This is a genomic window from Rhodobacter sp. 4.3.4, assembly GCF_058724655.1.
Genome location: NZ_CM178967.1, coordinates 2,581,987 through 2,606,626, shown reverse-complemented (window position 1 = coordinate 2,606,626; position 24,640 = coordinate 2,581,987). Strand labels below are relative to the sequence as shown.

Annotated in this window: 25 protein-coding genes and 1 riboswitch; of the genes, 18 read left to right on the top strand and 7 right to left on the bottom strand. The window is 67.6% G+C overall.

Translation table 11 applies throughout. The features are described from left to right. Positions 1-50 precede the first annotated feature (50 nt). Genes AC4PTB_RS12785 through AC4PTB_RS12775 form a run of 3 tightly spaced genes read left to right on the top strand, consistent with a single transcriptional unit; the run spans position 51 to position 1,910 of the window. Positions 51-1,097 (top strand): aldo/keto reductase, encoded by a 1,047-nt coding sequence (locus AC4PTB_RS12785; protein WP_492190313.1) that lies wholly within the window; start codon positions 51-53, stop codon positions 1,095-1,097. Then, positions 1,075-1,419: a hypothetical protein gene (locus tag AC4PTB_RS12780; RefSeq protein WP_492190312.1), complete on the top strand. Its 345-nt coding sequence runs from the start codon at positions 1,075-1,077 to the stop codon at positions 1,417-1,419. Before AC4PTB_RS12785 ends, AC4PTB_RS12780 begins: the two co-directional genes overlap by 23 nt. Next, positions 1,407-1,910 (top strand): lipocalin/fatty acid-binding family protein, encoded by a 504-nt coding sequence (locus tag AC4PTB_RS12775; RefSeq protein ID WP_492190311.1) that lies wholly within the window; start codon positions 1,407-1,409, stop codon positions 1,908-1,910. The genes AC4PTB_RS12780 and AC4PTB_RS12775 overlap by 13 nt, the downstream gene beginning before the upstream one ends. A 2-nt stretch (positions 1,911-1,912) precedes the next feature. Here the strand turns inward: AC4PTB_RS12775 and AC4PTB_RS12770 are convergent, their stop codons facing one another. Next, positions 1,913-2,656, bottom strand: coding sequence for an NUDIX hydrolase (locus AC4PTB_RS12770; protein ID WP_492190310.1), 744 nt, complete (start codon positions 2,654-2,656; stop codon positions 1,913-1,915). Between the two features lie 162 nt (positions 2,657-2,818). Between AC4PTB_RS12770 and AC4PTB_RS12765 the strand changes: the two genes are divergently transcribed. The 4 genes from AC4PTB_RS12765 (at position 2,819) to AC4PTB_RS12750 (ending at position 5,018) form a co-directional block, all read left to right on the top strand. Then, positions 2,819-3,397, top strand: a complete 579-nt coding sequence (locus tag AC4PTB_RS12765) for an EF-hand domain-containing protein (protein WP_492190309.1) — start codon at positions 2,819-2,821, stop codon at positions 3,395-3,397. Positions 3,398-3,471: 74 nt separating this feature from the next. Continuing rightward, positions 3,472-4,056, top strand: a complete 585-nt coding sequence (locus AC4PTB_RS12760; protein WP_492190308.1) for an RNA polymerase sigma factor — start codon at positions 3,472-3,474, stop codon at positions 4,054-4,056. Beyond that, the gene (locus tag AC4PTB_RS12755) at positions 4,049-4,426 is read left to right on the top strand and encodes a hypothetical protein (protein ID WP_492190307.1); all 378 of its coding nucleotides are present in this window, start codon (positions 4,049-4,051) and stop codon (positions 4,424-4,426) included. The genes AC4PTB_RS12760 and AC4PTB_RS12755 overlap by 8 nt, the downstream gene beginning before the upstream one ends. Before the next feature lie 19 nt (positions 4,427-4,445). Beyond that, the gene (locus AC4PTB_RS12750; protein WP_492190306.1) at positions 4,446-5,018 is read left to right on the top strand and encodes a periplasmic heavy metal sensor; all 573 of its coding nucleotides are present in this window, start codon (positions 4,446-4,448) and stop codon (positions 5,016-5,018) included. 55 nt (positions 5,019-5,073) lie between these two features. Here AC4PTB_RS12750 and AC4PTB_RS12745 read toward each other — a convergent pair whose 3' ends face one another. Then, entirely contained in the window at positions 5,074-6,474 is a 1,401-nt protein-coding gene (locus AC4PTB_RS12745) for a diguanylate cyclase (protein WP_492190305.1), read from the bottom strand. A gap of 104 nt (positions 6,475-6,578) precedes the next feature. Here AC4PTB_RS12745 and AC4PTB_RS12740 point away from each other — a divergent pair, with 104 nt between their 5' ends. The 7 genes from AC4PTB_RS12740 to dacB all read left to right on the top strand — a co-directional run bounded on the left by AC4PTB_RS12740 (position 6,579) and on the right by dacB (position 13,217). Beyond that, complete coding sequence (locus AC4PTB_RS12740; RefSeq protein WP_492190304.1) at positions 6,579-6,845, top strand: DUF3572 family protein; 267 nt, start codon at positions 6,579-6,581, stop codon at positions 6,843-6,845. A gap of 8 nt (positions 6,846-6,853) precedes the next feature. Next, complete coding sequence (locus tag AC4PTB_RS12735) at positions 6,854-7,549, top strand: HAD family hydrolase (RefSeq protein ID WP_492190303.1); 696 nt, start codon at positions 6,854-6,856, stop codon at positions 7,547-7,549. Between the two features lie 56 nt (positions 7,550-7,605). After that, a complete protein-coding gene (locus AC4PTB_RS12730) occupies positions 7,606-9,360 on the top strand; it encodes a DUF4153 domain-containing protein (protein ID WP_492190302.1) in 1,755 nt (584 codons plus the stop codon). Positions 9,361-9,422: 62 nt separating this feature from the next. Beyond that, a complete protein-coding gene (locus AC4PTB_RS12725; RefSeq protein ID WP_492190301.1) occupies positions 9,423-10,013 on the top strand; it encodes a heme NO-binding domain-containing protein in 591 nt (196 codons plus the stop codon). Next, positions 10,010-11,071 carry a diguanylate cyclase domain-containing protein gene (locus AC4PTB_RS12720; protein WP_492190300.1) on the top strand — a complete coding sequence of 354 codons (1,062 nt, stop codon included), beginning with the start codon at positions 10,010-10,012 and terminating at the stop codon, positions 11,069-11,071. The genes AC4PTB_RS12725 and AC4PTB_RS12720 overlap by 4 nt, the downstream gene beginning before the upstream one ends. 77 nt (positions 11,072-11,148) lie before the next feature. Continuing rightward, positions 11,149-11,778, top strand: a complete 630-nt coding sequence (locus tag AC4PTB_RS12715; RefSeq protein WP_492190299.1) for a nicotinate-nucleotide adenylyltransferase — start codon at positions 11,149-11,151, stop codon at positions 11,776-11,778. Then, complete coding sequence (gene dacB / locus AC4PTB_RS12710) at positions 11,769-13,217, top strand: D-alanyl-D-alanine carboxypeptidase/D-alanyl-D-alanine endopeptidase (RefSeq protein WP_492190298.1); 1,449 nt, start codon at positions 11,769-11,771, stop codon at positions 13,215-13,217. The genes AC4PTB_RS12715 and dacB overlap by 10 nt, the downstream gene beginning before the upstream one ends. On the opposite strand, the gene AC4PTB_RS12705 is transcribed toward dacB, so the two are convergent. Both AC4PTB_RS12705 and AC4PTB_RS12700 read right to left on the bottom strand, forming a co-directional pair. After that, positions 13,208-13,552 (bottom strand): cysteine-rich small domain-containing protein, encoded by a 345-nt coding sequence (locus AC4PTB_RS12705; protein WP_492190297.1) that lies wholly within the window; start codon positions 13,550-13,552, stop codon positions 13,208-13,210. The genes dacB and AC4PTB_RS12705 overlap by 10 nt on opposite strands. An 84-nt stretch (positions 13,553-13,636) precedes the next feature. Then, positions 13,637-13,823, bottom strand: a riboswitch (cobalamin riboswitch). A 67-nt stretch (positions 13,824-13,890) separates the two neighbouring features. Next, the gene (locus tag AC4PTB_RS12700) at positions 13,891-14,313 is read right to left on the bottom strand and encodes a tellurite resistance TerB family protein (RefSeq protein WP_492190296.1); all 423 of its coding nucleotides are present in this window, start codon (positions 14,311-14,313) and stop codon (positions 13,891-13,893) included. Positions 14,314-14,416: 103 nt separating this feature from the next. Between AC4PTB_RS12700 and AC4PTB_RS12695 the strand changes: the two genes are divergently transcribed. Together AC4PTB_RS12695 and AC4PTB_RS12690 are read left to right on the top strand one after the other, a co-directional pair. Further along, a complete protein-coding gene (locus AC4PTB_RS12695; protein WP_492190295.1) occupies positions 14,417-16,021 on the top strand; it encodes a lysine--tRNA ligase in 1,605 nt (534 codons plus the stop codon). A gap of 237 nt (positions 16,022-16,258) precedes the next feature. After that, on the top strand, positions 16,259-18,550 hold the full coding sequence (locus AC4PTB_RS12690; protein WP_492190294.1) for a glycosyl hydrolase family 28-related protein: 2,292 nt from the start codon (positions 16,259-16,261) through the stop codon (positions 18,548-18,550). 9 nt (positions 18,551-18,559) lie between these two features. Here the strand turns inward: AC4PTB_RS12690 and AC4PTB_RS12685 are convergent, their stop codons facing one another. Then, on the bottom strand, positions 18,560-19,039 hold the full coding sequence (locus AC4PTB_RS12685) for a HugZ family pyridoxamine 5'-phosphate oxidase (protein ID WP_492190293.1): 480 nt from the start codon (positions 19,037-19,039) through the stop codon (positions 18,560-18,562). Between the two features lie 86 nt (positions 19,040-19,125). Here AC4PTB_RS12685 and AC4PTB_RS12680 point away from each other — a divergent pair, with 86 nt between their 5' ends. Both AC4PTB_RS12680 and acs read left to right on the top strand, forming a co-directional pair. Continuing rightward, entirely contained in the window at positions 19,126-20,775 is a 1,650-nt protein-coding gene (locus AC4PTB_RS12680; RefSeq protein WP_492190292.1) for a SulP family inorganic anion transporter, read from the top strand. 304 nt (positions 20,776-21,079) lie between these two features. After that, positions 21,080-23,050, top strand: a complete 1,971-nt coding sequence (gene acs / locus AC4PTB_RS12675; protein ID WP_492190291.1) for an acetate--CoA ligase — start codon at positions 21,080-21,082, stop codon at positions 23,048-23,050. Positions 23,051-23,092: 42 nt separating this feature from the next. On the opposite strand, the gene AC4PTB_RS12670 is transcribed toward acs, so the two are convergent. Both AC4PTB_RS12670 and AC4PTB_RS12665 read right to left on the bottom strand, forming a co-directional pair. After that, positions 23,093-24,151 carry a quinone-dependent dihydroorotate dehydrogenase gene (locus AC4PTB_RS12670; RefSeq protein WP_492190290.1) on the bottom strand — a complete coding sequence of 353 codons (1,059 nt, stop codon included), beginning with the start codon at positions 24,149-24,151 and terminating at the stop codon, positions 23,093-23,095. Continuing rightward, a complete protein-coding gene (locus tag AC4PTB_RS12665) occupies positions 24,148-24,486 on the bottom strand; it encodes a DUF952 domain-containing protein (protein WP_492190289.1) in 339 nt (112 codons plus the stop codon). Before AC4PTB_RS12665 ends, AC4PTB_RS12670 begins: the two co-directional genes overlap by 4 nt. Positions 24,487-24,640: the final 154 nt, after the last annotated feature.

Genomic DNA, 24,640 nt, shown 5'->3' with positions numbered 1-24,640 from the left:
CCAAATCGCCCCCCGCTGTGGCAGGGTCGGCGCCAACCGAAGGGGGCAAGATGCGGAAAGTGGAACTGGGGCGCACCGGTCTGATGGTGAGCGAATTGTGCCTGGGCTCGATGACCTGGGGCACGCAGAACACCGAGGCCGAGGGTCATGCCCAGATCGATCTGGCGCTCGATCGCGGCGTGAATTTCATCGACACCGCAGAGGTTTACCCGGTCAATCCGATTTCCGCCGAGACCGTCGGGCGGACCGAGGAGATCATCGGCAGCTGGTTTGCCAAGACCGGGCGGCGGCGCGATGTCGTGCTGGCCACGAAGATTGCGGGCACGGCGATGAAGGCGGTGCGCGATGGCGGGCCGATCACCCCGGCATCGATCCGCACCGCGGTCGAGGGCTCGCTGCGTCGGCTCAGGACCGATCACATCGAGCTTTATCAGTTCCACTGGCCGAACCGCGGCGATTATCATTTCCGGCAGAACTGGAAATTCGACGCGACGAAACAGCCCGGCAAGGCCGAGATCGAGGAGGATTTCTGCGCCTGTCTCGAGACGCTGGCCGTGCTGCGCGGCGAGGGCAAGATCGGCCATTTCGGCCTGTCGAATGACAGTGCCTGGGGAGTGATGACGGCGCTGCGGCTGGCCGAGGCGGGGCATGGGCCGCGCGTCGCCAGCCTGCAGAACGAATATTCGCTGATGTGTCGGCTTTACGACACCGATCTGGCCGAGGTGGGCGTGCAGGAAGGCATCACGCTGCTGGCCTATTCGACTTTGGCGACGGGGATGCTGAGCGGGAAATATTCGGGCGGTGCCGTGCCCGCGGGCTCGCGCCGGTCGATCAACCGCGAACTCGGCGGGCGCTCCAATCCGCGCGCCTTCGAGATTGCCGATCTTTACGTGGCGCTGGCGCGCGAGGCGGGGCTCGATCCGGTGACGATGGCGGTGGCCTGGGTGCGGGCGCGGCCCTTCCCGGTGGTGCCGATCATCGGCGCGACCTCGGTCGGGCAGCTGGAAAAGTCGCTCGATGCGGCGGGGATGGTGCTGGACAAGACCCTGCTGGGCGCGATCGAAAGGGTGCATCATGGCCATCCGATGCCGTTCTGAGGTTCTGGCGCTGCTGCTGGTGGCGGCTCTTGCCGCCTGCAAGCCCGGCGGTGGCGCGGGCGTCTTGCAGGGCGGCGGCCCCGAGGCGATGGCCGCGGCGCGGACCCTGTGCGAAAGCAAGGGCGGGCAATGGGCGCGGCAGGGCAAGATGGAATATTGCATCACCCGCACCAAGGACGCGGGCAAATCCTGCCGAAGCGGCCTGGACTGCGCGGGGGAATGTCTTGCGCGCTCAAGGACTTGTGCTCCGGCAAAGCCGCTTTTGGGCTGCAACGCCGTGCTGAATGATGCCGGGATCGAGGGGAACCAATGCGTCGAGTGATTTTGGCCGGGCTTCTGGCTCTGGCAGCCTGCGGGACGAAAGCGCCCGCACCCACGGCACCGCTGCGCGATCCGCAGGCGATGATCACCTCGGCGGCGCTGTTCGATCCGGTGCGGTTTGGCGGCGACTGGCAGGTGGCGATGAGTGCCACGCCGCGCTGTGCGGGCGCGCGGCAAAGCTGGCGCTGGGACGGGCGGGGCGCCTATGCGCTGTCGGGCGTCGATTGCACCGGGGCGGCGCCTGCGGTCTTGCAGGGGCGGGCGGCGCTGACCGGCCCGGGCGGGCGGTTTGCCCCCGACAAGGGCTATCGCGGCACGCCGGTCTGGGTGCTTTGGGTCGATCAGGATTACCGCGTGGCGGCTTTGGGCACGCCCTCGGGCGATTGGGCGGTGGTGCTGGCGCGGCCCGGCATGGGGCGCGGCGATCTGCTGGGCGCCGCGCGCGAAGTGCTTGATTTCAATGGCTATGATCTGAAGCGCATCGGCGGTTGAGATCAGCCCAGCCGGGCGAAGGTGGCGCGCGGGCCGCGGTTGTCGAAGAACGGGATCGAGGCGGGCTCGGCCGTGTCGAAGGCGAGCCTGGCCTGCACCTCGGCCAGCACGACCTCGGTGATGAAGGGCAACGCCAGCGCCCGCGCCTCGGTCAGCGCGACCCAGTGCAGGTGGCTGAGTTCGTCGCAGGCGCGCGAGAAATCATCGGGGTCCGAGGCGATTTCGGCGACATCGACCAGAAAGAACCGCGCGTCGAAGCGGCGCGGCCGGCCCGGCGGGGTGATGGCGCGAAAGACGAAGCGCAGCCCCGCGGCCGAGGGGCGATGGCCGGTGGCGGCAAAGCCCTGCCAGTCCGCGGGCACCGGCCCCTCCCAGGCGCCCGGCGTGCCGAGGATCAGCCCGGTTTCCTCCCATAATTCCCGGATCGCGGCGACGGCCAGCGCCGGGCCGATGCCTGCGGGAGCCTCGAGCGCCAGCCTTGCGGCATCGGGCGCGGAAAGCGGCCGGGCCAGCGGCACGGCGGCATCGGCGGCATCGAGCGCGCCGCCCGGAAAGACGTATTTCGATGGCATGAAGGCCGCCCCCGCGCCGCGCATCCCCATCAGCACCGCTGGCCCCGCGGCCAGATCGCGGCGCAGCACCAGCACGGTGGCGGCATCGCGCAGGGCCGTCTTGTCGGGCGCGGATTGGTCGGGGACGGATCTTTCGGGGGGGAATTTTTCGGGCTGGGGATCGGGGGTGCTCATCGGGCCTCGCGCTGGGTTTTGGCCAGTCTAACCGCAGCCCCGGCGCGGGCGAAAGAAGAATGCCGCGCTCAGGTCTTTTGTACGCGGCGACGGAAACCGCGGCCTGCGGCGTTTGGGATTTATCGGCGGCGGGACGGGGCCGCGGCAAGGGGAGTGACGACGATGACGGCGATCCTGAAGAAAACGATGACGGCGGTTCTGGCGGCGAGCGTGGCGCTGGGTTCGGGGCTGCCTGCGCTGGCGCAGGAAGCGCCGCCCGCGGCACCGATGGCGGGTGCCGGGGGGCCTGACGGCAGCGCGCCGGTCTGGCTGCAGTTCGATTTCAAGGCCTTCGACAAGGATGGCGACGGCAAGGTGACGCGGGCCGAGGTGCAGGCGGGCCGGGCCGAACGGGTCAAGGCGGTCGATGCGGATGGCGACGGGTTGCTGAGCGCCGAGGAAATGATCGCGGCCGATCTGGTGCGGGAGAAGGTCCGCGCCGAGGATCGGGTCAAGGCGCGGATCGCGGCGCAGGATGCGGATGGCGACGGCAAGCTTTCGGCGGCGGAGATGATGGTTCCGCCCGGCGCGGCGCGGCTGTTTGACCGCATCGATGCCGACAATGACGGTGCGGTGACCGAGGCGGAGCTGACGCAGGCGCGCGCGGCGATGCGGCAGAAGATGATGGACCGGATGCAGGATCGGCGGGACGGGCATGGTCCTTTGGACGGTCATGGCTGGTACGGTCCGGCGCAGAACTGAGCGGGCAGGCGGCGGCCCCCGGATCGGGGGTCGCGGTTGCCCTGACGGCGCATTGGCGTTACGGCTTGGGACCTATGGAGATGGCCTTCGACGAGATCCGCAGCTTGTCCGACGAAACCCTGCTGGTGCGCTACGGCAACGGCGACGGGGCGGCGGCGCGCGCGCTGGTGGAGCGGCTCGGGCCCATGGCCTATCGGCTGGCGGTGCGGATGCTGGGCGACCGGAGCGAGGCCGAGGATCTGGCGCAGGAAGCGTTGTTGCGGCTGTGGAAGGTCGCCCCCGACTGGCGCACGGGCGAGGCGAAGGTCTCGACCTGGCTCTACCGGGTGGTGACCAATCTGGCGACGGACCGGCTGCGGCGGCGCCGCGGCGTCGGGCTGGACGAGGCGCCCGAGCTGGCCGATGGCGCGGCTTCCGCGCTGGAGGGGATGATCGAGACTGACCGGGCGCGGGCGCTGGAGCTGGCGCTGGCGCAGCTGCCGGAGCGGCAGCGGCAGGCGGTGGTGCTGCGCCATCTCGAAGGGTTGACCAACCCCGAGATTGCGGCGGCGATGGAGATTGGCGTCGAGGCGGTGGAAAGCCTGACGGCGCGGGGGAAACGGACGCTGGCGCAGCTTCTGGCGCCGCGCCGGGCGGAACTGGGGTATCGCCATGACTGACCGTTTTGACTTCGAAGAGGCCGATCTGGAACGGTTTTTCCGGGCCGCCCGCACGGCGGCACCAGAGCCGTCCGGGGCGTTTCTGGCCCGGCTGGCGGAGCAGGCCGAGGGGCTGCGGCATCGGCCCGCGGTGCCAGTGCCACGGCGGCGGCGCGGGTTTGTGTCGGCGCTGGCGACGGCCCTTGGCGGCTGGGCTGTGGTGAGCGGTTTTGCTGGCGGCATGGCGACGGCGACGGTGGCCGGGCTCTGGATCGGGCTGGCCGGGGCGCCGACGCTGGTGCAGGCGGTGGGGCTTGGCAGCACCGTCAGCGCCGAGGCCGACAGCTATTTGCCCGATGCCGATGTGCTGGCGCTGGCGGTGATGCAATGACGCAAGGGGAGAGAGCAGGATGAACCCGGAGACGACGACACCGCCGGAAGATCCCGCGCCCCGTTTCGGGACGCGCGGCTGGATGAAGATTGCGCTCATCGCCTCGGTCACGGTGAACTTCCTTGTGCTGGGCACTGTCGTCGGCGGGGTGATCGCGCATCGGATGCAGCCGCCGCCGCCGGTGATGGATCGTGGCGCGGATGCGCTGACCTTCGGGCCGCTGGGCGGTGCCTTCAACCGCGAGGACCGGCTGGCGATGCGGCAGGCGGCCGAGGAGCGCGGTGCGAATTTCGCCGCGATGCAGGCGGCGGTGCGCCGGGATTTTCAACGGCTTGAAGCGGCGCTGAAGGCTGACCCCTTCGATGCCGAGGGGGTCCGGTCGGTGCTGGCCGAGATCCGGGCGCGCACGCTCAAGCGCATGGATATCGGCGAAAACCTGATCCTCGAGCGGCTGGCGACGATGACGCCGAAGCAGCGGGAGCGCTTTGTCGAGCGGCTGCGGCGGGGGGTCGACCGGCTGTCGAAACATCTGGAGGAACACAACCACGGCCCGCACGGGCCGGGACCTGCGTCCCCCGCTCCGGCACAGTGACACCAGCCCCCGGCCGCAGACCGGGGGTTTTTCGTTGTGCGCCCCCGGAAAAGGATCAGGCGGCGGGCAGCTTGAAGATCTTGACCTGATTGCGCCCCTCGGCCTTGGAGCTCATCAGCGCATGGTCGGCCTGGTTGATCACCTGTTCGACCGTGCCGGTGCCGCCGTGGCCGCCCCCCAGCGCCAGGCCGATCGAAACGGTGATGCGCAGCGCCAGCCCGTCATGCAGCTCGAACGGGGTTTCCTCCATCACCCGGCACAGCCGTTCGGCAGTGGCGCGCGCGGCCTCGAGCGAGGTTTCGGGCATGGCGATCAGGAATTCCTCGCCGCCGACGCGGGCGACCAGATCGACCTGGCGCAGGTTCAGCGTCAGCCGCCGCGCCACCTCGATCAGCACGCGGTCGCCCGCGGCATGGCCATAGGTGTCGTTCACCGATTTGAAGCGGTCGATGTCAAGCACCATCACCGCGAAAGCCCGGCCACTGTGGCGCGAGCGTTCGGCCAGCCGCGCCACATGCGGCATCGCATAGCGGCGGTTGTAAAGCCCGGTCAGCGGATCGACGAGGGCCAGCCGCAGCCCGTCGGCGACGCGCTCGCGCTGCCGGTCGTGGCGGCGCTTGCGCGAGATATGGGTGCGCAGACGCAGCGCCGCTTCCTCGGCAAAGGCCGGGTCGGAGAGCTTCACCGGCGTCAGATCCGAGGCGCCAAGGTCAAGCGCCACCGCCGAGGTTTCCCGCGCCCCCTCGCGCACGGCGATGCAGATCACCGCATGGCGCGATCCCGCGCGCGAGCGCAGCTCCGACATCAGCCGCAGCCCCTCGCCCGGGCGGGCCAGATCGGCTGCGATCACATAGGCATCGGGCGGCGGCATCTCGGCGGCGGCGGTCAGCGCCTCGTTGTAGTCCAGCACCCGCAGCATGTCCTGCGGCAGGAACCGCGCCATCGCAGTCTTCCAGCCGACGCAGGTTTCGCGGTCGGGCGCGACAAGGCAGATCATCGCGGGCGGTTCGGCCACAGGCACCGACGGCTCGGAAAAGCCAAGCTCGTGGCAGGTGCTTTCGCGCAGCCGCAATTCCTCGTCGGTCTCGCGCATCCGCATCAGCGAGCGCAACCGGGCCAGCAGCGTCAGTTCCTCGAAGGGTTTGACGATGAAATCATCGGCGCCCGCCCGCAGCGCCTCGAGCCGGGTTTCCGGCGAGGGGAAGGCGGTGACCATGATCACCGGCAGGTTCTGCGTCAAAGGGTTCGATTTCAGCCGCTGACACACCTCGATGCCGCTGATGTCGGGCAATTGCACATCGAGCAGGACAAGATCGGGCAGCTCCAGCGTCACCAGACGCAGAGCTTCCTGTCCCGTGCCAGCCTGAACCGTTTCGTACCGTGCGCCCGAGAGCTTCACCTTCAGCACGATCCGATTCGTGGCCACATCGTCCACGATCAGGATTTTCCCTGCCATGAACCGTTCCGCTCCTTTAACCTGCCGCCCGCAGAGCCTATCATGGCTACCCAAAGGTTAACAAACTCTTTCAATTCTAGGGGTGATACAGATTGCAGCAGGATTTGGCACAAATTCTTGCGATCCGCACGCTGGGCTGGATGGCGGGCGAGGAGGCGGTCTGGCGGGCGTTTCTGGAGGCCAGCGGCGCGGATGCGGCGCAGGTGCGGGCCGAGGCGGCGCAACCGGCGATGCAGCGCGCCGTGCTGGCGCATCTTCTGCGCGAGGATGACTGGGTGCGCGCCTGCGCCGCGGCGCTGGCGGTGCGGCCCGAAGAGCTGGCGCAGGCCGCCGCCGTGCTGGATGGCGCGGCGGGGCGCAACTGGACATGAGGTTTCAAGTGTCTGATATCGCTGCGATCCTTTTCGACAAGGATGGGACGCTTTTCGACTTTGACGCGACCTGGGGGGCTTGGGCGCGCGGCGTGATCTTCGATCTGGCCGCGGGCGATGCGGCGCTGGCCGGGCGGCTGGCGCAGGCGCTTGGTTATGATCTGGCGGCGGGGCGGTTCGAGTGCCATTCCCCGGTGATCGCGGGCACGGTGGCGGAGGTGGCCGAGCGGATCGTGGCGCATCTGCCCGGGCGGTCGGTTTCGGCGCTGGTGCGGGATCTGGATGCGGCGGCATGTCGCGCCCCGCAGGTGGCCGCGGTGGATCTGGAATGCTGTCTGGGCGGGCTTCGGGGGGCCGGTTTGCGGCTGGGGGTGGCGACGAACGACAGCGAATCTTCGGCGCGGGCACAACTGCAGCGCGAGGGAATATCCGGGTTCTTCGACTTCATTGCGGGCTATGACAGCGGTTTTGGCGGCAAGCCCGCCCCGGGCCAGCTGCTGGCCTTTGCCGCGCATCTGGGCGTTTCTCCCGCAAAAGTTGTGATGGTGGGCGACAGTCTGCACGACATGGCGGCGGCGCGGGCGGCGGGGATGCGGGCGGTGGCGGTGCTGACCGGCCCGGCCCCGGCCGAGGTGCTGGCGCCTGCGGCCGATGTGGTCCTGCCGACGATCGACGGTCTGGCGGGCTGGCTGGCGGGACTTTGACCGGTGGCTCGCCAATCCCCTCGGGGCTGGGTAAGCTGACCAAAACGGAGGCGCAGATGAGCAGTCGGGTGCAGTTCATCCTGATCGGGATGCTGGGTGGTTTCGCCTTTTGGGGGCTTTTCGACGCCTTCGGGGCGCTGGAGACCTGGCGGCTGGCGGTGCCGGCGCTGGTCGGGGCCGGGGCCTTCTTTTTCGCGACGCTGGCGATGGCGGCCGATCTGGGGTTGCGGCGGGCGGCGCTTGCGGGCGCGGCGATCGCGGCGGTGGCGGGCGGGATGACCGCGCTGCGGGGGCTTGGCTTCGAGACCGGGGCGCAGATGCTGGAGACCGGGCATCTGGGGATGGCGATGGCGGTGCTGGCGATGATGCCGGTGCCTTTCGTCCTGGGCTGGGGGATCGGCGGGCGGGCCGGGCTGACCGATTACCGGGTGCTGTTCACCGAAAGCTGGAACATTGTCGTGCGCTATGTCTCGGCGGGGCTGTTCGTGGCCACGGCGCTTCTGGTGCTGTGGCTGCTGAGCGCGCTGTTGCAGCTGGTGGGCGTGACGGTGCTGCGCGATGTGCTGCGCGACGATCTGGGGCTGTGGCTGATTTCGGGCGCGGTGCTGGGGCTGGCGTTTGCGGTGGTGACGGAGCTGTCGGACACCGTCTCTCCTTATCTTCTGCTGCGGCTGTTGCGGCTGTTGACGCCGCTGGTGCTGGGCGTCGTGGTGGTCTTTGTCGCGGCGCTGCCGCTGCGCGGCCTTGGCGCGCTTTTTGGCGAGATCTCGGCGGCCTCGGCGCTGCTGGCGACGGCGATCGCGGCGATCGGGCTGATCTCGATCGTGGCGGACGAGGATGATGTCGAGGCGGCGCAGGGGCTGATCCTGACCCTCTCGGCGCGCGGGCTGATGGTTTTGGTGCCGGTGCTGGCGGGGCTGGCGATCTGGGCGCTGGCCTTGCGGGTGGGGCAATATGGCTGGACGCCCGAACGGGTGGCGGCGGCGGCGCTGGCTTTGGTGGTGGCGGGCTACGGGCTGGGCTATCTGGCGGCGCTGGGCTTCGGGCGGAGCTGGCGGGCGCGGCTGCGGCGGGTGAATGTGGCGATGGCGCTGGCGATCCTGGCTCTGGCGGTGCTGTGGCTGAGCCCGGTTCTCTCGCCCGAGGCGATCGCGGTGCGCTCGCAGCTGGCGCGGTTCGAGGCGGGGCGGATGACGGTGGCGCAGCTGCCGCTGTGGGAGATGCGGCACGACTGGGGCCTTGCCGGGCAGCGCGGGCTGGACCGGCTGCGGGCGCGCGACGAGGCCGCGCTGGCGGACCGGCTGCAGCTGCTGGAGACCTCTGAGGGGCGCTGGCAGTTCGACCATGCGGCCGAGACCGGGGCGCCGGCGCTGGACCGGCTGCGGGCGGCGGTGCCGCTGTGGCCTGCAGGCGCGGCCTGGCCCGCGGGGCTGGCCGAGAGGCTGGCGGGGGATCTGCGCTCGCCCGATCTGGGCGGCTGCGCTGTCGCGGCGGGCGGCGGCAGCGGCCGCTGTGCGCTGGTTCTTGCCGATCTGTTGCCGCAAACCCCCGGACCTGAAGCGGTTTTCCTGAATGCGGCCGAGTTTTTCCGTGCCGATGGCGTGCAGGTGCTGCGGCGTCTGGACAGCGGCGACTGGGTGCGCGGCGGGCAGATCCTGCTCGGCGACACCGAGGCGCTGTCGGAGGCCGACAAGGAAAGCGTGACGGTGACCGAGATGATCGCGACCCTGCGCGCGGGCGGGGTCAAAACCGCGCCGGTGACGCTGCAGGTGCTGCGGCTGGGCCGCTGGCAGATCGGCATGACGCCTTAAAACGCTTCCAGATTGGGGGTTTGTTAACAGCCGTTGCGCTATGCTCCGCGCGAGGAGGGTCCATGCTCGGCATCGTTAACAAATCCATCCAGGCTTTCCTGTGCAAGCACCACGGCAGCGCCATCTGGCGCGAGGTGGCCGATCGTCTGCGTCTTGGCCCCGAGGGGTTCGAGGCGATGCTGACCTATGCCGATGACACGACCGAGGCGCTTTTGGCGGTGGCCGAGGGGCTGACCGGCAAGACGCGCGAGCAATTGCTGGAAGATATCGGTGCGGAAGTGGCGCAGACCGAACCGCTGCGGCGGCTGTTGCGCTTTGGTGGCCCGGATTATCTGGAATTCCTGTTTTCGCTTGATGATCTGCAGGGCCGTGCGCAGATGGCGCTGCCCGATCTGGAATTGCCGGAACTGACCCTGCAATCGGAGGCGCCGGGGCGGTTCACGCTTTTGGTGCGGGGCCGTTTCCCGGGCTGGGGCGCGGTGATGGCCGGACTGATGCGGGCGATGGCCGATGATTACGGCGCGCTGGTGCTGATCGATCTGCTCGAGCCGCGCGAGGGGACGGAGCGGGTGCAGGTCGAGTTGCATTTCACCACCTATCACGCCGCGCGCCAGTTCGATCTGGCCGCCCCCGAGCTGGGAGAGGCCTCATGACCCGGATCCAGCCTGTGGCCGCGCCGATCCCTGTGCCGGAGCCGGTGCTGACGCTGAACACCGAGATGCTGGCGCGGCTGATGCCGATGTTTCTGTGGCTGGATGCGCGCGGGCGGATTCGCGCCATGGGGCCGACGCTGTCGCGGATCGTTGGTCAGGGGCCGGAGCGGGCGGAAGGCACAGATTTTGCACGATATTTCACCCTGCGCCGGGCGCGGGGCGTCGAGCAGGGGCGCGGCGTCGGGCTGACCGGGCGGCGGCTGGTGATGTCGCTGGTGCGCTATCCGATGTTCAACCTGCGCGGCCTTGCGGTGGCGCTGGGCCCGGGCGAACAGGCCGATGTGCTGGTGAACCTGTCCTTCGGCATCCAGCTTTCCGAGGCGGTGCGTTATTTCGGCCTGACCGAGGCGGATTTCGCCGCCTCTGATCTGGCGATGGAATTCCTGTTTCTGGCCGAGGCGAAGGCGGCGGTGCTGGGCGAGCTGACCGCCCTGACCGGGCGGCTGCGGCTGGCCAAGGCCGAGGCCGAGACCGAGGCGCAGCTGGACCCGCTGACCGGGCTGGCGAACCGGCGCGCTTTCGATGCGGCGCTGGGCCATGCGGTCAAATCGGCGACGCGCGGGCGGCGGAACTTTGCGCTTTTGCATATCGATCTGGATTTCTTCAAGCAGGTCAACGACACTTTGGGCCATGCGGCGGGCGATGCGGTGCTGGTGCGGGCGGCGCAGGTGCTGCGCGACGAGGTGCGGCGCGGCGATCTTGTGGCGCGGCTGGGCGGGGACGAATTCATCATCCTGCTGCGCGGCCCGGTCGAGCGGGCGATGATCGAAGCCATGGCCGAGCGGTTGATCGGCCGGATCGAGGAGCCGATCCGGCTGGACGGGGTGGATTGCCGGATTTCGGCCTCGGTCGGGGTGGCGATTGCGCTGGAATGCCGTCCGGCCCTGGCCGAGGAGCTGATGGCTGAGGCCGATGCGGCGATGTATCAATCGAAACGCGCCGGGCGCGGGCGCTGGACGATTGCGCCTTTGCGTTTCGGGTCGCGGTCGCAGACCTGAACCGCCAGCCCGAACGGCTGTTGCGGCGCTGTCACAAGCCGGTGGCGCAGCCCGGAGCGATCGGGTAGGGCAGGGGCATGAAACAGGGGTTTCCGATCGCCACGCGCGGCCAGAGCATCGGCCTTCTGGGCGGGTCTTTCGACCCGGCCCATGCCGGGCATGCCCATATCACCCGCGAGGCGCTGCGCCGCTTCGGACTGGATCAGGTCTGGTGGCTGGTCAGCCCGGGCAATCCGCTGAAAAGCCGCGGTCCGGCGCCGATGGCGCAGCGCATCGCCCGGGCGCGCCGGGTGATGCCCGATCCGAAAGTGGTGATCACCGGGCTCGAGGCGGGCCTGGGCACGCGCTACACGGCGCAGACGCTGGCGCGGCTGAAGGCGCTTTATCCGGGCGTGCGATTCGTCTGGCTGATGGGCGCGGACAATCTGGCGCAGTTCCACCGCTGGGAGGACTGGCGGTCGATTCTGGCGGCGGTGCCGGTGGGGGTGCTGGCGCGGCCGGGGCATCGGATGGTGGCGCGGCAGGCGCTTGCGGCCCGGATCTTCGCGCGCGCCCGGCTTGGGGCGGCGCAGGCGCGGCATCTGGCTTGCGCGGACTTGCCCGCCTGGTGTTTCGTGCAGATGCCGATGTCGGACCTGTCCTCCTCCGCGATCCGGGCCGGGGGCGATTGGCGCGGCGCAGCGGAAGGGAGACGGGCATGGACGTGACGCGGCGGAAGATCCTGGGCGGGATGCTGGGGGCGGGGGCTGGTCTGGCCATGCCTGCGGTCTTGCGGGCCGAGGGGGCGGCGCTGCGGCTGCTGTCGGGCGAGGAGCTGATCGCGGCAGCGCGGCTGGGCGGCGATGTCGGCTATGTGGTGGCCGATGCGCGCAGCGGGCTGGTGCTGGAGGCGCGCGGCGGCACGAAACCGATGGCGCCCGCCTCGACCGCGAAAGCGATCACCACGCTTTATGCGCTGGAAACGCTGGGGCCGCAGTTCCGGTTTCAGACCCGGGTGCTGGCGACGGGGCCGGTTGCGGGCGGGCGGGTCGAGGGCGATCTTATCCTGGCGGGGGGCGGCGATCCGACGCTGAGCACCGACGGGCTGGCCGATCTGGCGGCGGCGCTGGCGCAACGGGGCGTGACCGGCGTGCGCGGGCGGTTTCTGGTCTGGGGCGGCGCGCTGCCCTATGCCGAGGCGATCGCGGCCGATCAGCCGGTGCATGTGGGCTACAACCCGGCGATTTCCGGGCTGATCCTGAATTACAACCGCGTCCATTTCGAGTGGAAGCGGGCCAAGGGCGGCTATGCGCTGGCGATGGATGCGCGGTCCGAGCGCCATGTGCCCAAGGTCTATACCGCCGAGGTGGCGGCGGTATCGCGGCAGGCGCCGCTGTTCGAGTATCGGCAGGCGGGCGGGCGCGAGCATTGGACGGTGGCGGCAAGCGCGCTGGGCAAGGACGGCAGCCGCTGGTTGCCGGTGCGGCTGCCCGAGGCCTATGCGGGCGATGTGTTCCAGACGCTGGCGCGGGCGCGCGGCATCGATCTGCCCGCCCCCGAGCCGGTGCGGGCGCTGCCCGCGGGGGCGCAGGTGCTGGTGAGCCAGCCCTCGGAGGTGCTGCCGAAGATCCTGCGCTCGATGATGAAATATTCGACCAACATCACCGCCGAGGCGGTGGGGATGACGGCGACGGCGGCGCGGGGGGCGAATGCGGCGCGCGGCGCCTCGGGGGCGGCGATGAGCGACTGGCTGAGCGGGCGGCTGGGCGGCACGCGGGCGCGGTTTGTCGATCATTCGGGGCTGGGCGGCGATGACCGGATCGCGCCGATCGAGATGGTCAAGGCGGTGACGCTTTTGGGGCCGAAGGTCGGGCTGCGGGGCCTGATGAAGCCCTTCAACCTGCGCGACGAGGCGGGCGGCAAGGTCAAGGGCGCGCAGATCCGCGTCGATGCGAAGACCGGGACGCTGAATTTCGTCTCGACGCTGACGGGCTATATCACGGCGCCCGACGGCACCGAGCTGACCTTCGCGATCTTCACCGGCGATCTGGCGCGGCGGGCGAAATCGCGCGACGCCGAGCAGGCGGAGGGCTCGCGCGGCTGGGTCGGGCGCTCGAAACTGCTGCAAAGCCAGCTGATCACCCGCTGGGCGACGCTTTACGGCTGATCGGTCGATCCCGGCGGACGCGGGCGGGCGGTGGGCGGTTCGGTCTGCGGCTTGCCCGACCAGGGCTGCGGGTATTCCAGCCATTTCTGGATGAAGTTCCAGGATTGCTCGTGCCCGTCATGGGGCAGGGTGCAGGCGGAACAATCCTTGCGCGTCAACCCGTTGCGGTCGGTGTAGGTCTGATAGGGGCCGGGGCATTCATAGGCGATCAGCGGGCAGTAGCAAAACAGGCAGTTGAAGGCGCGTTTCACCCCCGGATGGCAGGGCAGGAACGGGCAGCTGGTGTTCGTGTAGCCCTTGAAGGCGGTGTTCGTCGTCGTGTCTTTCGGTTCCATGGCCTGGCCGCTCCGTTGTGTCGGGCCGAGGGCGGACAGGCGCGGCCCGCGCAGGCGGGCTCCATGCCTCCGGGCCCGCCGCCCGGGATGGTCTTTGGCCTGGCAGGTCTCCTGGCTTGCGGCTCGGGCGCCTGCTGCCCCTTCCCGGCCGGGGCCAGTGGGTGTTGCAGAAGGCTCGCCGCTTACAGTTGCGGGGGCAGCGCCGGAGTTGCACCGGCTTCCCTATTACCCTGCGGCAGCGTGCCGCAGGACCAAGGCCCGCTGAAGATGGGGGCGGGCGGGGGCGGTGTCAATCGGCTTTGCGGCTGGATGCGGGTCTTGTCCGCATCGGGCGGCTGTCAGAGCTTGACGTGACGCACCCGCGCGCCCCATTCGATCGCCACCGCATGCAGCCGGTCGATCGCCAGCTCGTCGCGGATTTCCTCGAGCATGCGCAATTCGGGCTGGTGCAGCACGCCATCGGCCGCCGCCACGTCGCAGGCCAGCGCATAGGCGGTCTCGAAGAGCTTTTCGGGCAGCGCCTCGCGCACGAGACCGAACAGGGCGGCAAGCCCCTCCTCCTCCTCGAAAAGCGCATAGACGGTCTGCGCCACGATGCGGATGCGGTCGATGTCATAGGTGGCGAAGATCGGCATGTGGTTCACCATCCGCTCAATGGCGACCAGCTCGGCGGTGCGGATCGTGGCGTCGGAGGCCGAAACGGCCACCATCACGGCAACGAGCGCATCCTGCGGCGAAAGCGAGGGAAGGGTGTCGGTCACGGGGGTTTCCTTTTCTGGCTCTGCCGCAAGAATTATTGACGTTTCAGGCCTCGTTCAATAGGTCAGGCGCGAGGCGCATGGGGCGCCCGGATGAGGATTTGCCATGACCACCCTGCGCGACGCTGCGATGAACTCCAAAGCCTGGCCTTTCGAGGAAGCGCGCCGGGTGCTCAAACGCTACGAAAAGGCGCCGCCGAAAAAGGGCCATGTGCTGTTCGAGACCGGCTATGGCCCCTCGGGTCTGCCGCATATCGGCACCTTCGGCGAGGTGGCGCGCACGACGATGATCCGCCGCGCCTTCGAGATCATCTCGGACATTCCGACGCGGCTTTTGTGCTTTTCCGACGATATGGACGGCATGCGCAAGGTGCCCGAAAACGTGCCGCAGCAGGAGCTGCTTTACGCGAATATCCAGAAGCCGCTGACCGCCGTGCCCGATCCGTTCGGCGAGTTCGACAGTTTCGGCAATCACAACAACGCCATGCTGCGCCGGTTTCTGGACACCTTCGGGTTCGACTATGAATTCGCCAGCGCGACGGATTATTACAAGTCCGGCAAGTTCGACGAGATGCTGATGCTTTGCGCCGAACGCTATGAGGCGATCATGGCGATCATGCTGAAATCCCTCCGCGAAGAGCGCCAGCAGACCTATTCCTGCTTCCTGCCGATCCACCCGGAAACCGGGCGCGTGCTGTATGTGCCGATGAAGCATGTCGATGCGAAAAACGGGCTGATCACCTTTGACGACGAGGACGGGCGCGAATGGACGCTGCCGGTGACGGGCGGCAAGGTGAAGCTGCAGTGGAAGCCCGATTTCGGCATGCGCTGGGCGGCGCTGGATGTCGATTTCGAGATGTATGGCAAGGACCACTCGACCAACACGCCGATTTATGACGGCATTTGCGAGGTGCTGGGCGGCCGCAAGCCCGAGCATTTCACCTATGAGCTGTTCCTGGACGATCAGGGGCAGAAGATCTCGAAATCGAAGGGCAACGGGCTGACGATCGACGAATGGCTGAGCTATGCGGCGACCGAAAGCCTGTCCTATTTCATGTATCAAAAGCCGAAGACGGCGAAGCGGCTGTGGTGGGATGTGATCCCGAAAGCGGTGGATGAATACCACCAGCAGCTGCGCGCCTATCCGACCCAGCCGGTCGAGAAGCAGATCGACAACCCGGTCTGGCACATCCACGGCGGCCAGCCGCCCGAGTCGAACCTGGTGGTGCCGTTTGCGATGCTGCTCAACCTCGCCTCGGTGGCGGGGGCAAGCGACAAGGCCGGGCTTTGGGGCTTCATCAAGCGCTATGCGCCGGAAGCCACGCCCGAGACCCATCCCGATCTGGACGCGGCGGCGGGCTTTGCGGTGCGCTATTTCCATGATTTCGTCGCGCCGACCCGGACCTTCCGGCTGCCCACGGACAAGGAACGCGCGGCGATGGAGGATCTGTTGGCGCGGCTGAAGGCGCTGCCTGCGACCGATCTGCACGAGCAGTTCGAAGACCCGTCCGAGGGGCTGCAAACGATCGTGTTCGCCGTCGGCACCGCGCATGGGTTCGAGCCGCTGCGGGACTGGTTCACCGCGCTTTACGAAGTGCTGCTGGGCCAAAGCCAAGGGCCGCGCTTTGGCGGCTTCATCGCGCTTTATGGCGTGCGCGAAACCATCGCGCTGATGGAGACCGCGCTGGCGGGCGGGCTGATCAAGCCCTGATTACGGTCTTAAATCACTGATAAGAAATACCTTTGCGCGCGTTGTCCGGGGCCCGGGCAGCGCGCGCTGTCGTCAGGTCTTCTTCAATCTTCGCGGCTAGTTCTGCTTGGACCGGGTGCGATCTCCCGGTGAAATCCCCGATCCTGCGCAGCGCCATGGGCGGTCGCGCGGCGTGTTCGCGCCGCGGCCGGTGGGCGCCTGCCGTGGCGCGGGGGGCTGAACATGAAGGAGTCTGGGATGAATATCGCGATCACTGACGGGGTGAACCTGACCCCCCCTGCGTTCGAACTGGGGCTGGGCCAATGGTCGAGCGAGAATGGCACGGCGGGCTCGGCCAGCTATGCCGGGGCTGCGAATGCGGTGCTGGTGCCGGCGGATGCCGATTTCGGCTCCTGTCTGGAGCTGGTGAAGACCCAAAGCACGCAGAAGCTGCGCTGGATGGGGCAGACGCCGATCCTGCCCGGCGTCTATCTGCGCATCACCGCCAAGGTGAAGGCGGTCTCGGGCAATTTCTGTGCGGTGCGGATCGCGGGCTATGCGATGAGCGCGGCGAATGCGCATGTGACCGGGCTGGTCGAAGTGGGCAGTTCGGTCACGCTGACCAGCTATGGCAAGGTGGTGACGGTGCAGGCGATCGTCGGCTCGGGCACGCGCACGGGCGTTGACATGGCCTGGGGCACGGCACCCGCCTATGGCCATTTCGGGCTTGATCTGACCGGGCAGACCGGGGGCGTGGTGCGGATCGAGGATATCGTCATCGAGGATATCACCGAGGCCTTCCTGCGCGATCTGATGGATGTGGTCGATGTGCGCGACTATGGCGCGAAAGGCGACGGCACGACCGATGACCGCGCCGCCTTTCTGGCCGCCGATGCCGCCGCCGACGGGCGCAGCCTGGTCGTGCCCGCGGGCAGCTATCGCATCGCCTCGTCGCTGTCGATCGACAGCCCGATCCGCTTCACCGGCACGCTGAGCATGCCGACCGCGGCGCGGCTGGTGCTGCAGAAGAATTTCGATTTTCCGACCTATGCGCAAGCCTTTGGCGATGAGGAGCTGGGGCTGAAGAAGGGCTTGCAGGCGCTGTTGTCCTATACCGACAACAACGTTTTCGACCTGTGCGGGCGGCGCGTCGAGCTGACCGGGCCGATCGATGTCAGGGCGGCGGTGCCCGACACCTCGAGCTGGGCGAACCGGCGGGTGCTGGCGAACGGGCAGATCTCGGTCAGCGACACTGCGGCCTGGGCCACCGTCACCGTCACCTCGAACGCGACCTATTCCACCGCGCAACCGACGATCCTGAGCAATGTGACCAATATCGCCAATATCCCGGTGGGCGCGCGGGTGAGCGGCACCGGCGTCGGCCGCGAGGTCTATGTGCAGGCGGTCGATCCCGGCGCCGCCAAGCTGACGCTGTCGCAACCGCTTTACGGCGGCTCGGGCACGCGCAGCTACACGTTCCGGCGCTACAAATATGCGCTCGACTTTTCCGGCTTCGACTCTCTGTCCCGCTTCACCATCGACAATGTCGAATTCCTGCTGGGCGGGTTCGCCAGCGGCATCCTGCTGGCGCGCGAGGGCGACACCTTCGGGCTGCGCGACTGCTGGATGGTGAAGCCGAAGGACCGCGCCATCACCTCGATCGGGCGGGGCTGCCAGAACCTTTACATCGACCGCTGCGACTTCCTGTCGAACGAGATGGATGTCAATGTCGAGACCCGGACCTCGGTCTGTGTCAATGTCAATGCGAATGACACGAAGATCCGGGATTCGCGCTTCGTGCGTTTCGGCACGACGATGGTCCTGGACGGCACCGGCCATGTGATCGTGGGCAATCACTGGTTTCAGGGCGACGGGCAGGTGGACGGGCCGCGGGTGCCGGGGCTGGTCTTCACCGCGCCGAACGTGCAGTCGACGGTGACCGGCAATTACATCGACAACAACTTCATCGAATGGACGAATGAGTATTCGCCCGATCCGAACCTTGGCACGCAATATTCCTTTGGCGGGCTGACGCTGACCGGCAACACCTGCATCATGGATGATGTCGCGGCCTGGGTGACCTGGATCTCGATCAAGCCCTATGGCAGCGGCCATTACATCCAGGGGCTGACGGTGTCGAACAATGTCTTCAAGTCGCTCAATGGCAATATCAACCGGATCGAGAAGGTGGACACGAGCTTTGCCGATCTCGACTATTCCCGCATGCGCAACATCACCTTCGAGAACAACATCTTCAACGCGGTCAACCAGATGACGGTGAACCCGGTGATGGTGCAGGTGACGCAGTCGAGCGCGCAATCGGTCTGGAGCGCTGATGCCTCGGCCTATCTGCCCTTTGGCGGCTGGGCGCGGAATGTCGAAAGCCTGGTGGCGGTGGGGGCGATCACCAATGCCGCGGGGGCGCGGGTGACCGCCATGCCCTTCATCACCGCCGAGCAGGGCACGTCGAAAAAGCTGGTCAATGTCACCTGGCCCGAGGCCGCCAAGGGCAAGATCAACCTGGTGATCCGGATGGACACCCCGAACTGAGGCGCGGCCTCAGCTGAGATCCGCGGGGGCAAGACGAAAGGCGCGGCCAAAGCCGCCGTTCAGTGCCCCCGCGTGCAACGAGAAGCCGACGAAGAAGAAATCGGGCAGATCGATGTAGAGCTTCGCCTTGGGGTGATCGCGCAGCCAGCGCGCATGCAGCGCTGCGGTCCGGGGCAGGGGCATGGCCGTGGCCAGAAGCGTCAGGCGCGGATGGGCCAGCGGATCGCCCTTCGGGCCGGGCTCGCCCAGCAGAAGCGAGACCCGCGGATCTTCCCGCAAGGCGCGCGAATGCGCTGAAAGCCCCGAGACCAGCGTGCAAAGCCCGCCCTCGGGCGTCGCGCCAAGGGCGATGCGGCTGACCATGGGAAAGCCGGTCTCGGGGTCGATCACGCCCAGGGCGCCGAACCGCGCCGCGGTGATCAGGTCCTGCGCCAGCTGCCGGGCCTGATCATCGGCGGGTTGCACGGGATCTTTCGGGGTTTCGGTCATCGGCTCTCCGAATGGTGAGGGCATCAGGCTTGACAGCGACCCTGGCGGCGCTGTTTGCTGCCCCTATCCATAACGAAGAAGTCGCCATGCGCAACGAGAGCCTGCCCGCAAGGGTCGGGGCCGAGCCCCTTTTGCCGATGTCCGTCACCGCCTTTGCCGAGGGCTACGATCTGGGGCGGCTGCGTGCCGATCTCCTGGCCGGGCTGACGGTGGCGATTGTCGCGCTGCCGCTGTCGATGGCGATCGCCATCGCCTCGGGGGTGGGGCCGGAGCGGGGCCTGTTCACCGCGATCATCGGCGGCTTCCTGATCTCGGCTCTGGGCGGGTCGCGGTTCCAGATCGGCGGTCCGGCCGGGGCCTTCATCGTGCTGGTGATGGCCTGTGTCACCACGACCGGGGTTGCGGGGCTGGTGCTGGCGACGTTCCTTTCCGGGCTGATGCTGGCGGTGCTGGGGCTGTTGCGGCTTGGATCAACCATCCGCTACATGCCCTATCCGGTCACGGTTGGCTTTACCTCGGGCATCGGGGTGATCATTTTCGCCAGCCAGATCAAGGATATGGCCGGGCTGACCCTGGCGGGCGGCGAGCCCGGGCCGATCTTGCAGAAACTGGCCGCGCTCTGGGCGGCGCGGGATACGGTCAGCCCGGCCGCGGTGGGCGTGGCGCTGGCCACCGTCCTCCTGATCGAGGCGCTCAAGCGCTTTGCCCCCCGCCTGCCCAGCCTGCTTCTGGGCATCGCCACGATCACGCTCGCCGCGACGCTGCTGAACCTGCCGGTCGAGACGATCCAGTCGCGTTTTGGCGGCCTGCCGCGGCTTCTGCCCGCCCCGGCCCTGCCCGAGATCTCGCTTGAGACGCTGCGGGCAGCGCTGCCCTGGGCCTTCAGCTTCACCCTTCTGGGCGCGATCGAGTCGCTTTTGTCGGCGATGGTTGCCGATGGCATGTCGGGCACGCAGCATCGCTCGAACATGGAACTTGTCGCGCAGGGCATCGCCAATATGGGGGCGGCGCTGTTTGGCGGCTTTTGCGTCACCGGCACCATCGCGCGCACCGCAACCAATGTCCGCGCCGGCGCCAGCGGCCCCGCGGCGGGGATGTTTCATGCGCTGTTCATCCTTGGTTTCATGATCGTCGCCGCGCCTCTGGCGGGCTACATTCCGCTGGCGGCGCTGGCCGGGCTTTTGGGCATCGTCGCCTGGAACATGATCGAGCGGCACGAGATGGCGGCACTGATCCGGTCTTCCAGGGGCGATGCACTGGTGCTGATCGTGACCTTCGTCGTCGTGATTTTCCGCGATCTGGCCGAGGGCATCGTGATCGGCTTCGCGCTGGGCGGGCTGGTCTTCATCCGTCGCATGTCCGAGATGACGGCGCTGGACGAGGGCGCCACGCATGCCCGCAGCGCCGGGCCCGCGCGTCGCGATGTCGTCACCTATCACCTGCGCGGCGCGGTGTTTTTCGGTTCGGTGGCACGGCTTGGCTCGGTGCTGGACCGGATCGCCAGCTATCCGCGGGCGATCCTGCTCGACGTGTCCGAGGTCGGCTTCGTCGACAGCACCGGGGCGCGGATGATCGGACAGATGGCGCAGAAACTGGGGCGCCGGGGCGAGCGGCTGATGGTGCTGGGCGCCACGCCCGCGATCGAGGCGGCGATGCGCGCGCAGGGCTTGGCCGAACCGCTGCTGTGCTATTGCCCCGATACCGAGGCGGCGCTGGCCAGGCTCGACGCCGCCTGAGGGCGATTCGGCCCGTGTCGCGGATGCCTGCGCGACAAGCCCCGCCGCGGCAGATCGCCGCGGCGCATCCCGGCTCTCCCGCCTGCGCCCGCGCCCTTGCTCCCGAAAGCGTGAACAGGACGGGAAACTCAAGAAATTTACAAAAAAACCGGACCTGACTGTGAACGAATTTACAAAATCCCACAGTCGGAATGGACAATTACATTGGGTGTGACAATCCCTTTACATTGCCCTAGGGGAATGATGCCTTGGGGTGTGACGGGTTTCTGCGGCCCGTGACGCGCCGTCAGAGAGGGAGGGACAGATGGGTATTCAAGATCAGGGGATCGTCGCGCCTGCGCTTCGGGAGGTTCCGGCTGGGTTTGAGACGGCGCATGCGGATGGCGCGAAATATCTGGAGATGTATCGGGACTCGATCGAGAACCCGGATGCGTTCTGGGGCCGCGAGGGCAAGCGGCTCGACTGGATCACCCCCTATACCAAGGTCAAGAATACCGATTTCACCTTCGGCAAGGTCTCGATCAAATGGTTCGAGGATGGCGTGCTGAACGCCTCGGTCAATTGCATCGACCGCCACCTGCGCGACCGCGCGCTGCAAACGGCGATCATCTTCGAACCCGATGATCCGGCCGAACCGGCCAAGCACATCACCTACAAGGAGCTGTCCGAAAAGGTGAACCGGATGGCGAATGTGCTGCTTTCGCAGGGCATCATGCGCGGCGACCGGGTGGTGATCTACCTGCCGATGATCCCCGAGGCCGCCTATGCGATGCTTGCCTGCGCCCGGATCGGCGCCATCCATTCCATTGTTTTCGCGGGCTTTTCGCCCGATGCGCTGGCGAACCGGATCAATGATTGCGGTGCCAAGCTCGTCATCACCGCCGACACCGCGCCGCGCGGTGGCCGCCGCACGCCGCTGAAAGCGAACACCGATGCCGCGCTGCTGCACTGCTCGGACAAGGTGCGCTGCCTGGTGGTCAAGCACACCGGCGATCAGATCAGCTGGGTGCATGGCCGCGATGTCGACCTTTTGTACCTGATGGAGCACGTCAGCCCCGAATGCCCGCCGCGGCCGATGAATGCGGAAGATCCGCTCTTCATCCTTTACACCTCGGGCTCGACCGGCAAGCCGAAGGGCGTCGTGCACACCACCGGCGGCTACCTCGTCTATGCCGCGATGACGCATCAGTATACGTTCGACTACAAGGACGGCGATGTGTTCTGGTGCACCGCCGATGTGGGCTGGGTGACCGGGCACAGCTACATCATCTACGGGCCGCTGGCCAACGGCGCGACGACGGTGATGTTCGAGGGCGTGCCGACCTTCCCCGATCCGGGCCGGTTCTGGGCGGTGTGCGAAAAGCACAAGGTCAATCAGTTCTACACCGCGCCGACGGCGATCCGCGCGCTGATGGGTCAGGGCCCGGAATGGGTTGAGAAATATGACCTTTCCTCGCTGCGCGTCCTTGGCTCGGTGGGCGAGCCGATCAACCCCGAGGCCTGGGTCTGGTACGACAAATATGTCGGAAAAGGGAAATGTCCGATCGTCGACACCTTCTGGCAGACCGAGACCGGCGGGCACATGATCACGCCCTTGCCCGGCGCGACGCCGACGAAACCGGGCTCGGCGACGAACCCGTTCTTTGGGGTGAAGCCGGTGGTTCTGGACCCGCAGACGGCGGTGCGGATCGGCGAGGTGGAATGCGAGGGGGTGCTGTGCATTTCCGACAGCTGGCCCGGTCAGATGCGCACGGTCTGGGGCGATCACGACCGCTTCCAGGAGACCTATTTCGGCCAGTATCGCGGCTACTATTTCACCGGCGACGGCTGCCGTCGCGACAAGGATGGTTATTACTGGATCACCGGCCGGGTCGATGACGTGATCAACGTCTCGGGGCACCGGATGGGCACGGCCGAGGTGGAATCGGCGCTGGTCGCGCATCCGCAAGTGGCCGAAGCCGCGGTGGTGGGCTATCCGCATGACATCAAGGGCCAGGGCATCTACGCCTATGTGACCCTGATGAACGGGATCGACCCCAGCGAGGATCTGCGCAAGGATCTGGTGAAATGGGTGCGCACCGAGATCGGGCCGATCGCGTCCCCGGATCTGATCCAATGGGCGCCGGGTCTGCCGAAGACGCGCTCGGGCAAGATCATGCGCCGGATTCTGCGCAAGATCGCCGAGAACGACTATGGGAGCTTGGGCGACATCTCGACGCTGGCCGATCCGGGCGTGGTGCAGGAGCTGATCGACAACCGGATGAACCGGGGGTGACCCGAAGGCGGGGGGCGCCGCCCCCCCGCCGCGTCGGCCGGATCACAGCCAGCGGCTGCGCCCGGTGCCCACCGCTTCTGCGACCGAGGCAAAGCCATCGCGCGCCAAAAGCGCATCCAGGCCGCGGGCCACCTCGGCCGCCAGGCCGATCCCCTTGTAGACCATCGCCGAGTAAAGCTGCACCGCCGAGGCCCCGGCGCGGATCTTTTCATAGGCCTCCTCGGCCGAAGAAATCCCGCCCACGCCGATCAGCGGCAATTTTCCATCCGTCAGTTTCGACAGCTGCGCCAAAACCCGCGTGGACTTTTCGAACAAAGGCGCGCCCGAAAGCCCGCCAGCCTGGCTTGAACTTGCACTTTTCAAACCTTCACGCGAAAGCGTCGTGTTCGTCGCCACGATCCCGTCGATCCCCACAGCATGGGCGACCTCGGCCACGTCCTCCAGCTCGTTGAGGCTCAGATCCGGCGCGATCTTCAGGAAAACCGGCAGCGGACGGGACAGCTCGGCACGGGCAGCCAGCACGCCGCGCAAAAGCGCCGAGAGCGCCTCCTTGCCCTGCAGCTCGCGCAGCTTTTCAGTATTGGGCGAGGAGACATTCACCGTGGCAAAGTCGATATGCGCGCCGGTGCGCTTCAGCACCGTGGCGAAATCGGCGGCCCGGTCGGCGCTGTCCTTGTTCGCGCCAAGGTTCAGCCCGACCGGCACGCCCGCAGGCCGCGCCGCCAGACGGGCCGCGATCGGCTCCATCCCCTCGTTGTTGAAGCCGAAACGGTTGATCACCGCGCGATCTTCCGCCAGCCGCCAGAGCCGCGGCCTCGGATTGCCCTCCTGCGGGCGCGGCGTCGCGGCGCCCACCTCGAGAAAGCCGAAGCCCGACCGCATCAGGGCCGCCAAAGCCACTGCATTCTTGTCGAATCCCGCCGCCAGCCCGACCGGATTGGGCAGCGCGAGCCCCGCGACCGTGGTTGTCAGCCGCGCGCCCGTCACCGGGCCAGAGCCGCGCAGCAGACCCATCTGCAGGGCTTTCAGCGCCAGACCATGCGCAGTTTCCGGGTCAAGCCCGTGCAGGAGCGTCAGCCCCAGCCGTTCGGTGATGTTCATAACAGCGCCTCGGGAAAAATATGGCCGCACAGGCCGAGCGGCAGCGCGGTGTCCCACACCACATCGGCCCGGCGCAAGCGGCGGTAAAGATGGGGGAAAAGTGCGCCACCCCGCGACACTTCCCATTTCAGATCGGCGCCCAGCGGTTCGATCGCCACCGCCACCAGCACCAGATCGCTTTCCGTGGCGAAATGTTTCGCCGCGGTTTCGACGACCTGCGCGGCAGTGGAAAAGTGGATATAGCCATCGGCCAGATCGATGGGAGCCCCCGCGGTTTCACCCGCGGCACAAAGCGCATCCCATTCGGGGCGGCGGAAGATCTTGTAGATCAGCATGCAGGTTTCATGCCCTTTGCCCGGAAAATGGTCAATCCCCGGCTGCGGGCTTTCGTCATGGCGCTGTCACGGTGGCGGTCACTGAAAAGCACAATCCGGTTTTGACAGCGCCGCCCCGCGCGCGTCACAGTCAGCCCATTCCCAACCGAGGAGG

What these genes read in the sequence shown, in the direction of transcription:
- AC4PTB_RS12785 (WP_492190313.1), top strand. Translation starts at nt 51, where the DNA reads ATGCGGAAAGTGGAACTGGGGCGCACCGGTCTGATGGTGAGCGAATTG.
- AC4PTB_RS12780 (WP_492190312.1), top strand. Translation starts at nt 1,075, where the DNA reads ATGGCCATCCGATGCCGTTCTGAGGTTCTGGCGCTGCTGCTGGTGGCG.
- AC4PTB_RS12775 (WP_492190311.1), top strand. Translation starts at nt 1,407, where the DNA reads ATGCGTCGAGTGATTTTGGCCGGGCTTCTGGCTCTGGCAGCCTGCGGG.
- AC4PTB_RS12770 (WP_492190310.1), bottom strand. Translation starts at nt 2,656, where the DNA reads ATGAGCACCCCCGATCCCCAGCCCGAAAAATTCCCCCCCGAAAGATCC.
- AC4PTB_RS12765 (WP_492190309.1), top strand. Translation starts at nt 2,819, where the DNA reads ATGACGGCGATCCTGAAGAAAACGATGACGGCGGTTCTGGCGGCGAGC.
- AC4PTB_RS12760 (WP_492190308.1), top strand. Translation starts at nt 3,472, where the DNA reads ATGGAGATGGCCTTCGACGAGATCCGCAGCTTGTCCGACGAAACCCTG.
- AC4PTB_RS12755 (WP_492190307.1), top strand. Translation starts at nt 4,049, where the DNA reads ATGACTGACCGTTTTGACTTCGAAGAGGCCGATCTGGAACGGTTTTTC.
- AC4PTB_RS12750 (WP_492190306.1), top strand. Translation starts at nt 4,446, where the DNA reads ATGAACCCGGAGACGACGACACCGCCGGAAGATCCCGCGCCCCGTTTC.
- AC4PTB_RS12745 (WP_492190305.1), bottom strand. Translation starts at nt 6,474, where the DNA reads ATGGCAGGGAAAATCCTGATCGTGGACGATGTGGCCACGAATCGGATC.
- AC4PTB_RS12730 (WP_492190302.1), top strand. Translation starts at nt 7,606, where the DNA reads ATGAGCAGTCGGGTGCAGTTCATCCTGATCGGGATGCTGGGTGGTTTC.
- AC4PTB_RS12725 (WP_492190301.1), top strand. Translation starts at nt 9,423, where the DNA reads ATGCTCGGCATCGTTAACAAATCCATCCAGGCTTTCCTGTGCAAGCAC.
- AC4PTB_RS12720 (WP_492190300.1), top strand. Translation starts at nt 10,010, where the DNA reads ATGACCCGGATCCAGCCTGTGGCCGCGCCGATCCCTGTGCCGGAGCCG.
- AC4PTB_RS12715 (WP_492190299.1), top strand. Translation starts at nt 11,149, where the DNA reads ATGAAACAGGGGTTTCCGATCGCCACGCGCGGCCAGAGCATCGGCCTT.
- dacB (WP_492190298.1), top strand. Translation starts at nt 11,769, where the DNA reads ATGGACGTGACGCGGCGGAAGATCCTGGGCGGGATGCTGGGGGCGGGG.
- AC4PTB_RS12705 (WP_492190297.1), bottom strand. Translation starts at nt 13,552, where the DNA reads ATGGAACCGAAAGACACGACGACGAACACCGCCTTCAAGGGCTACACG.
- AC4PTB_RS12695 (WP_492190295.1), top strand. Translation starts at nt 14,417, where the DNA reads ATGACCACCCTGCGCGACGCTGCGATGAACTCCAAAGCCTGGCCTTTC.
- AC4PTB_RS12690 (WP_492190294.1), top strand. Translation starts at nt 16,259, where the DNA reads ATGAATATCGCGATCACTGACGGGGTGAACCTGACCCCCCCTGCGTTC.
- AC4PTB_RS12685 (WP_492190293.1), bottom strand. Translation starts at nt 19,039, where the DNA reads ATGACCGAAACCCCGAAAGATCCCGTGCAACCCGCCGATGATCAGGCC.
- AC4PTB_RS12680 (WP_492190292.1), top strand. Translation starts at nt 19,126, where the DNA reads ATGCGCAACGAGAGCCTGCCCGCAAGGGTCGGGGCCGAGCCCCTTTTG.
- acs (WP_492190291.1), top strand. Translation starts at nt 21,080, where the DNA reads ATGGGTATTCAAGATCAGGGGATCGTCGCGCCTGCGCTTCGGGAGGTT.
- AC4PTB_RS12670 (WP_492190290.1), bottom strand. Translation starts at nt 24,151, where the DNA reads ATGAACATCACCGAACGGCTGGGGCTGACGCTCCTGCACGGGCTTGAC.
- AC4PTB_RS12665 (WP_492190289.1), bottom strand. Translation starts at nt 24,486, where the DNA reads ATGCTGATCTACAAGATCTTCCGCCGCCCCGAATGGGATGCGCTTTGT.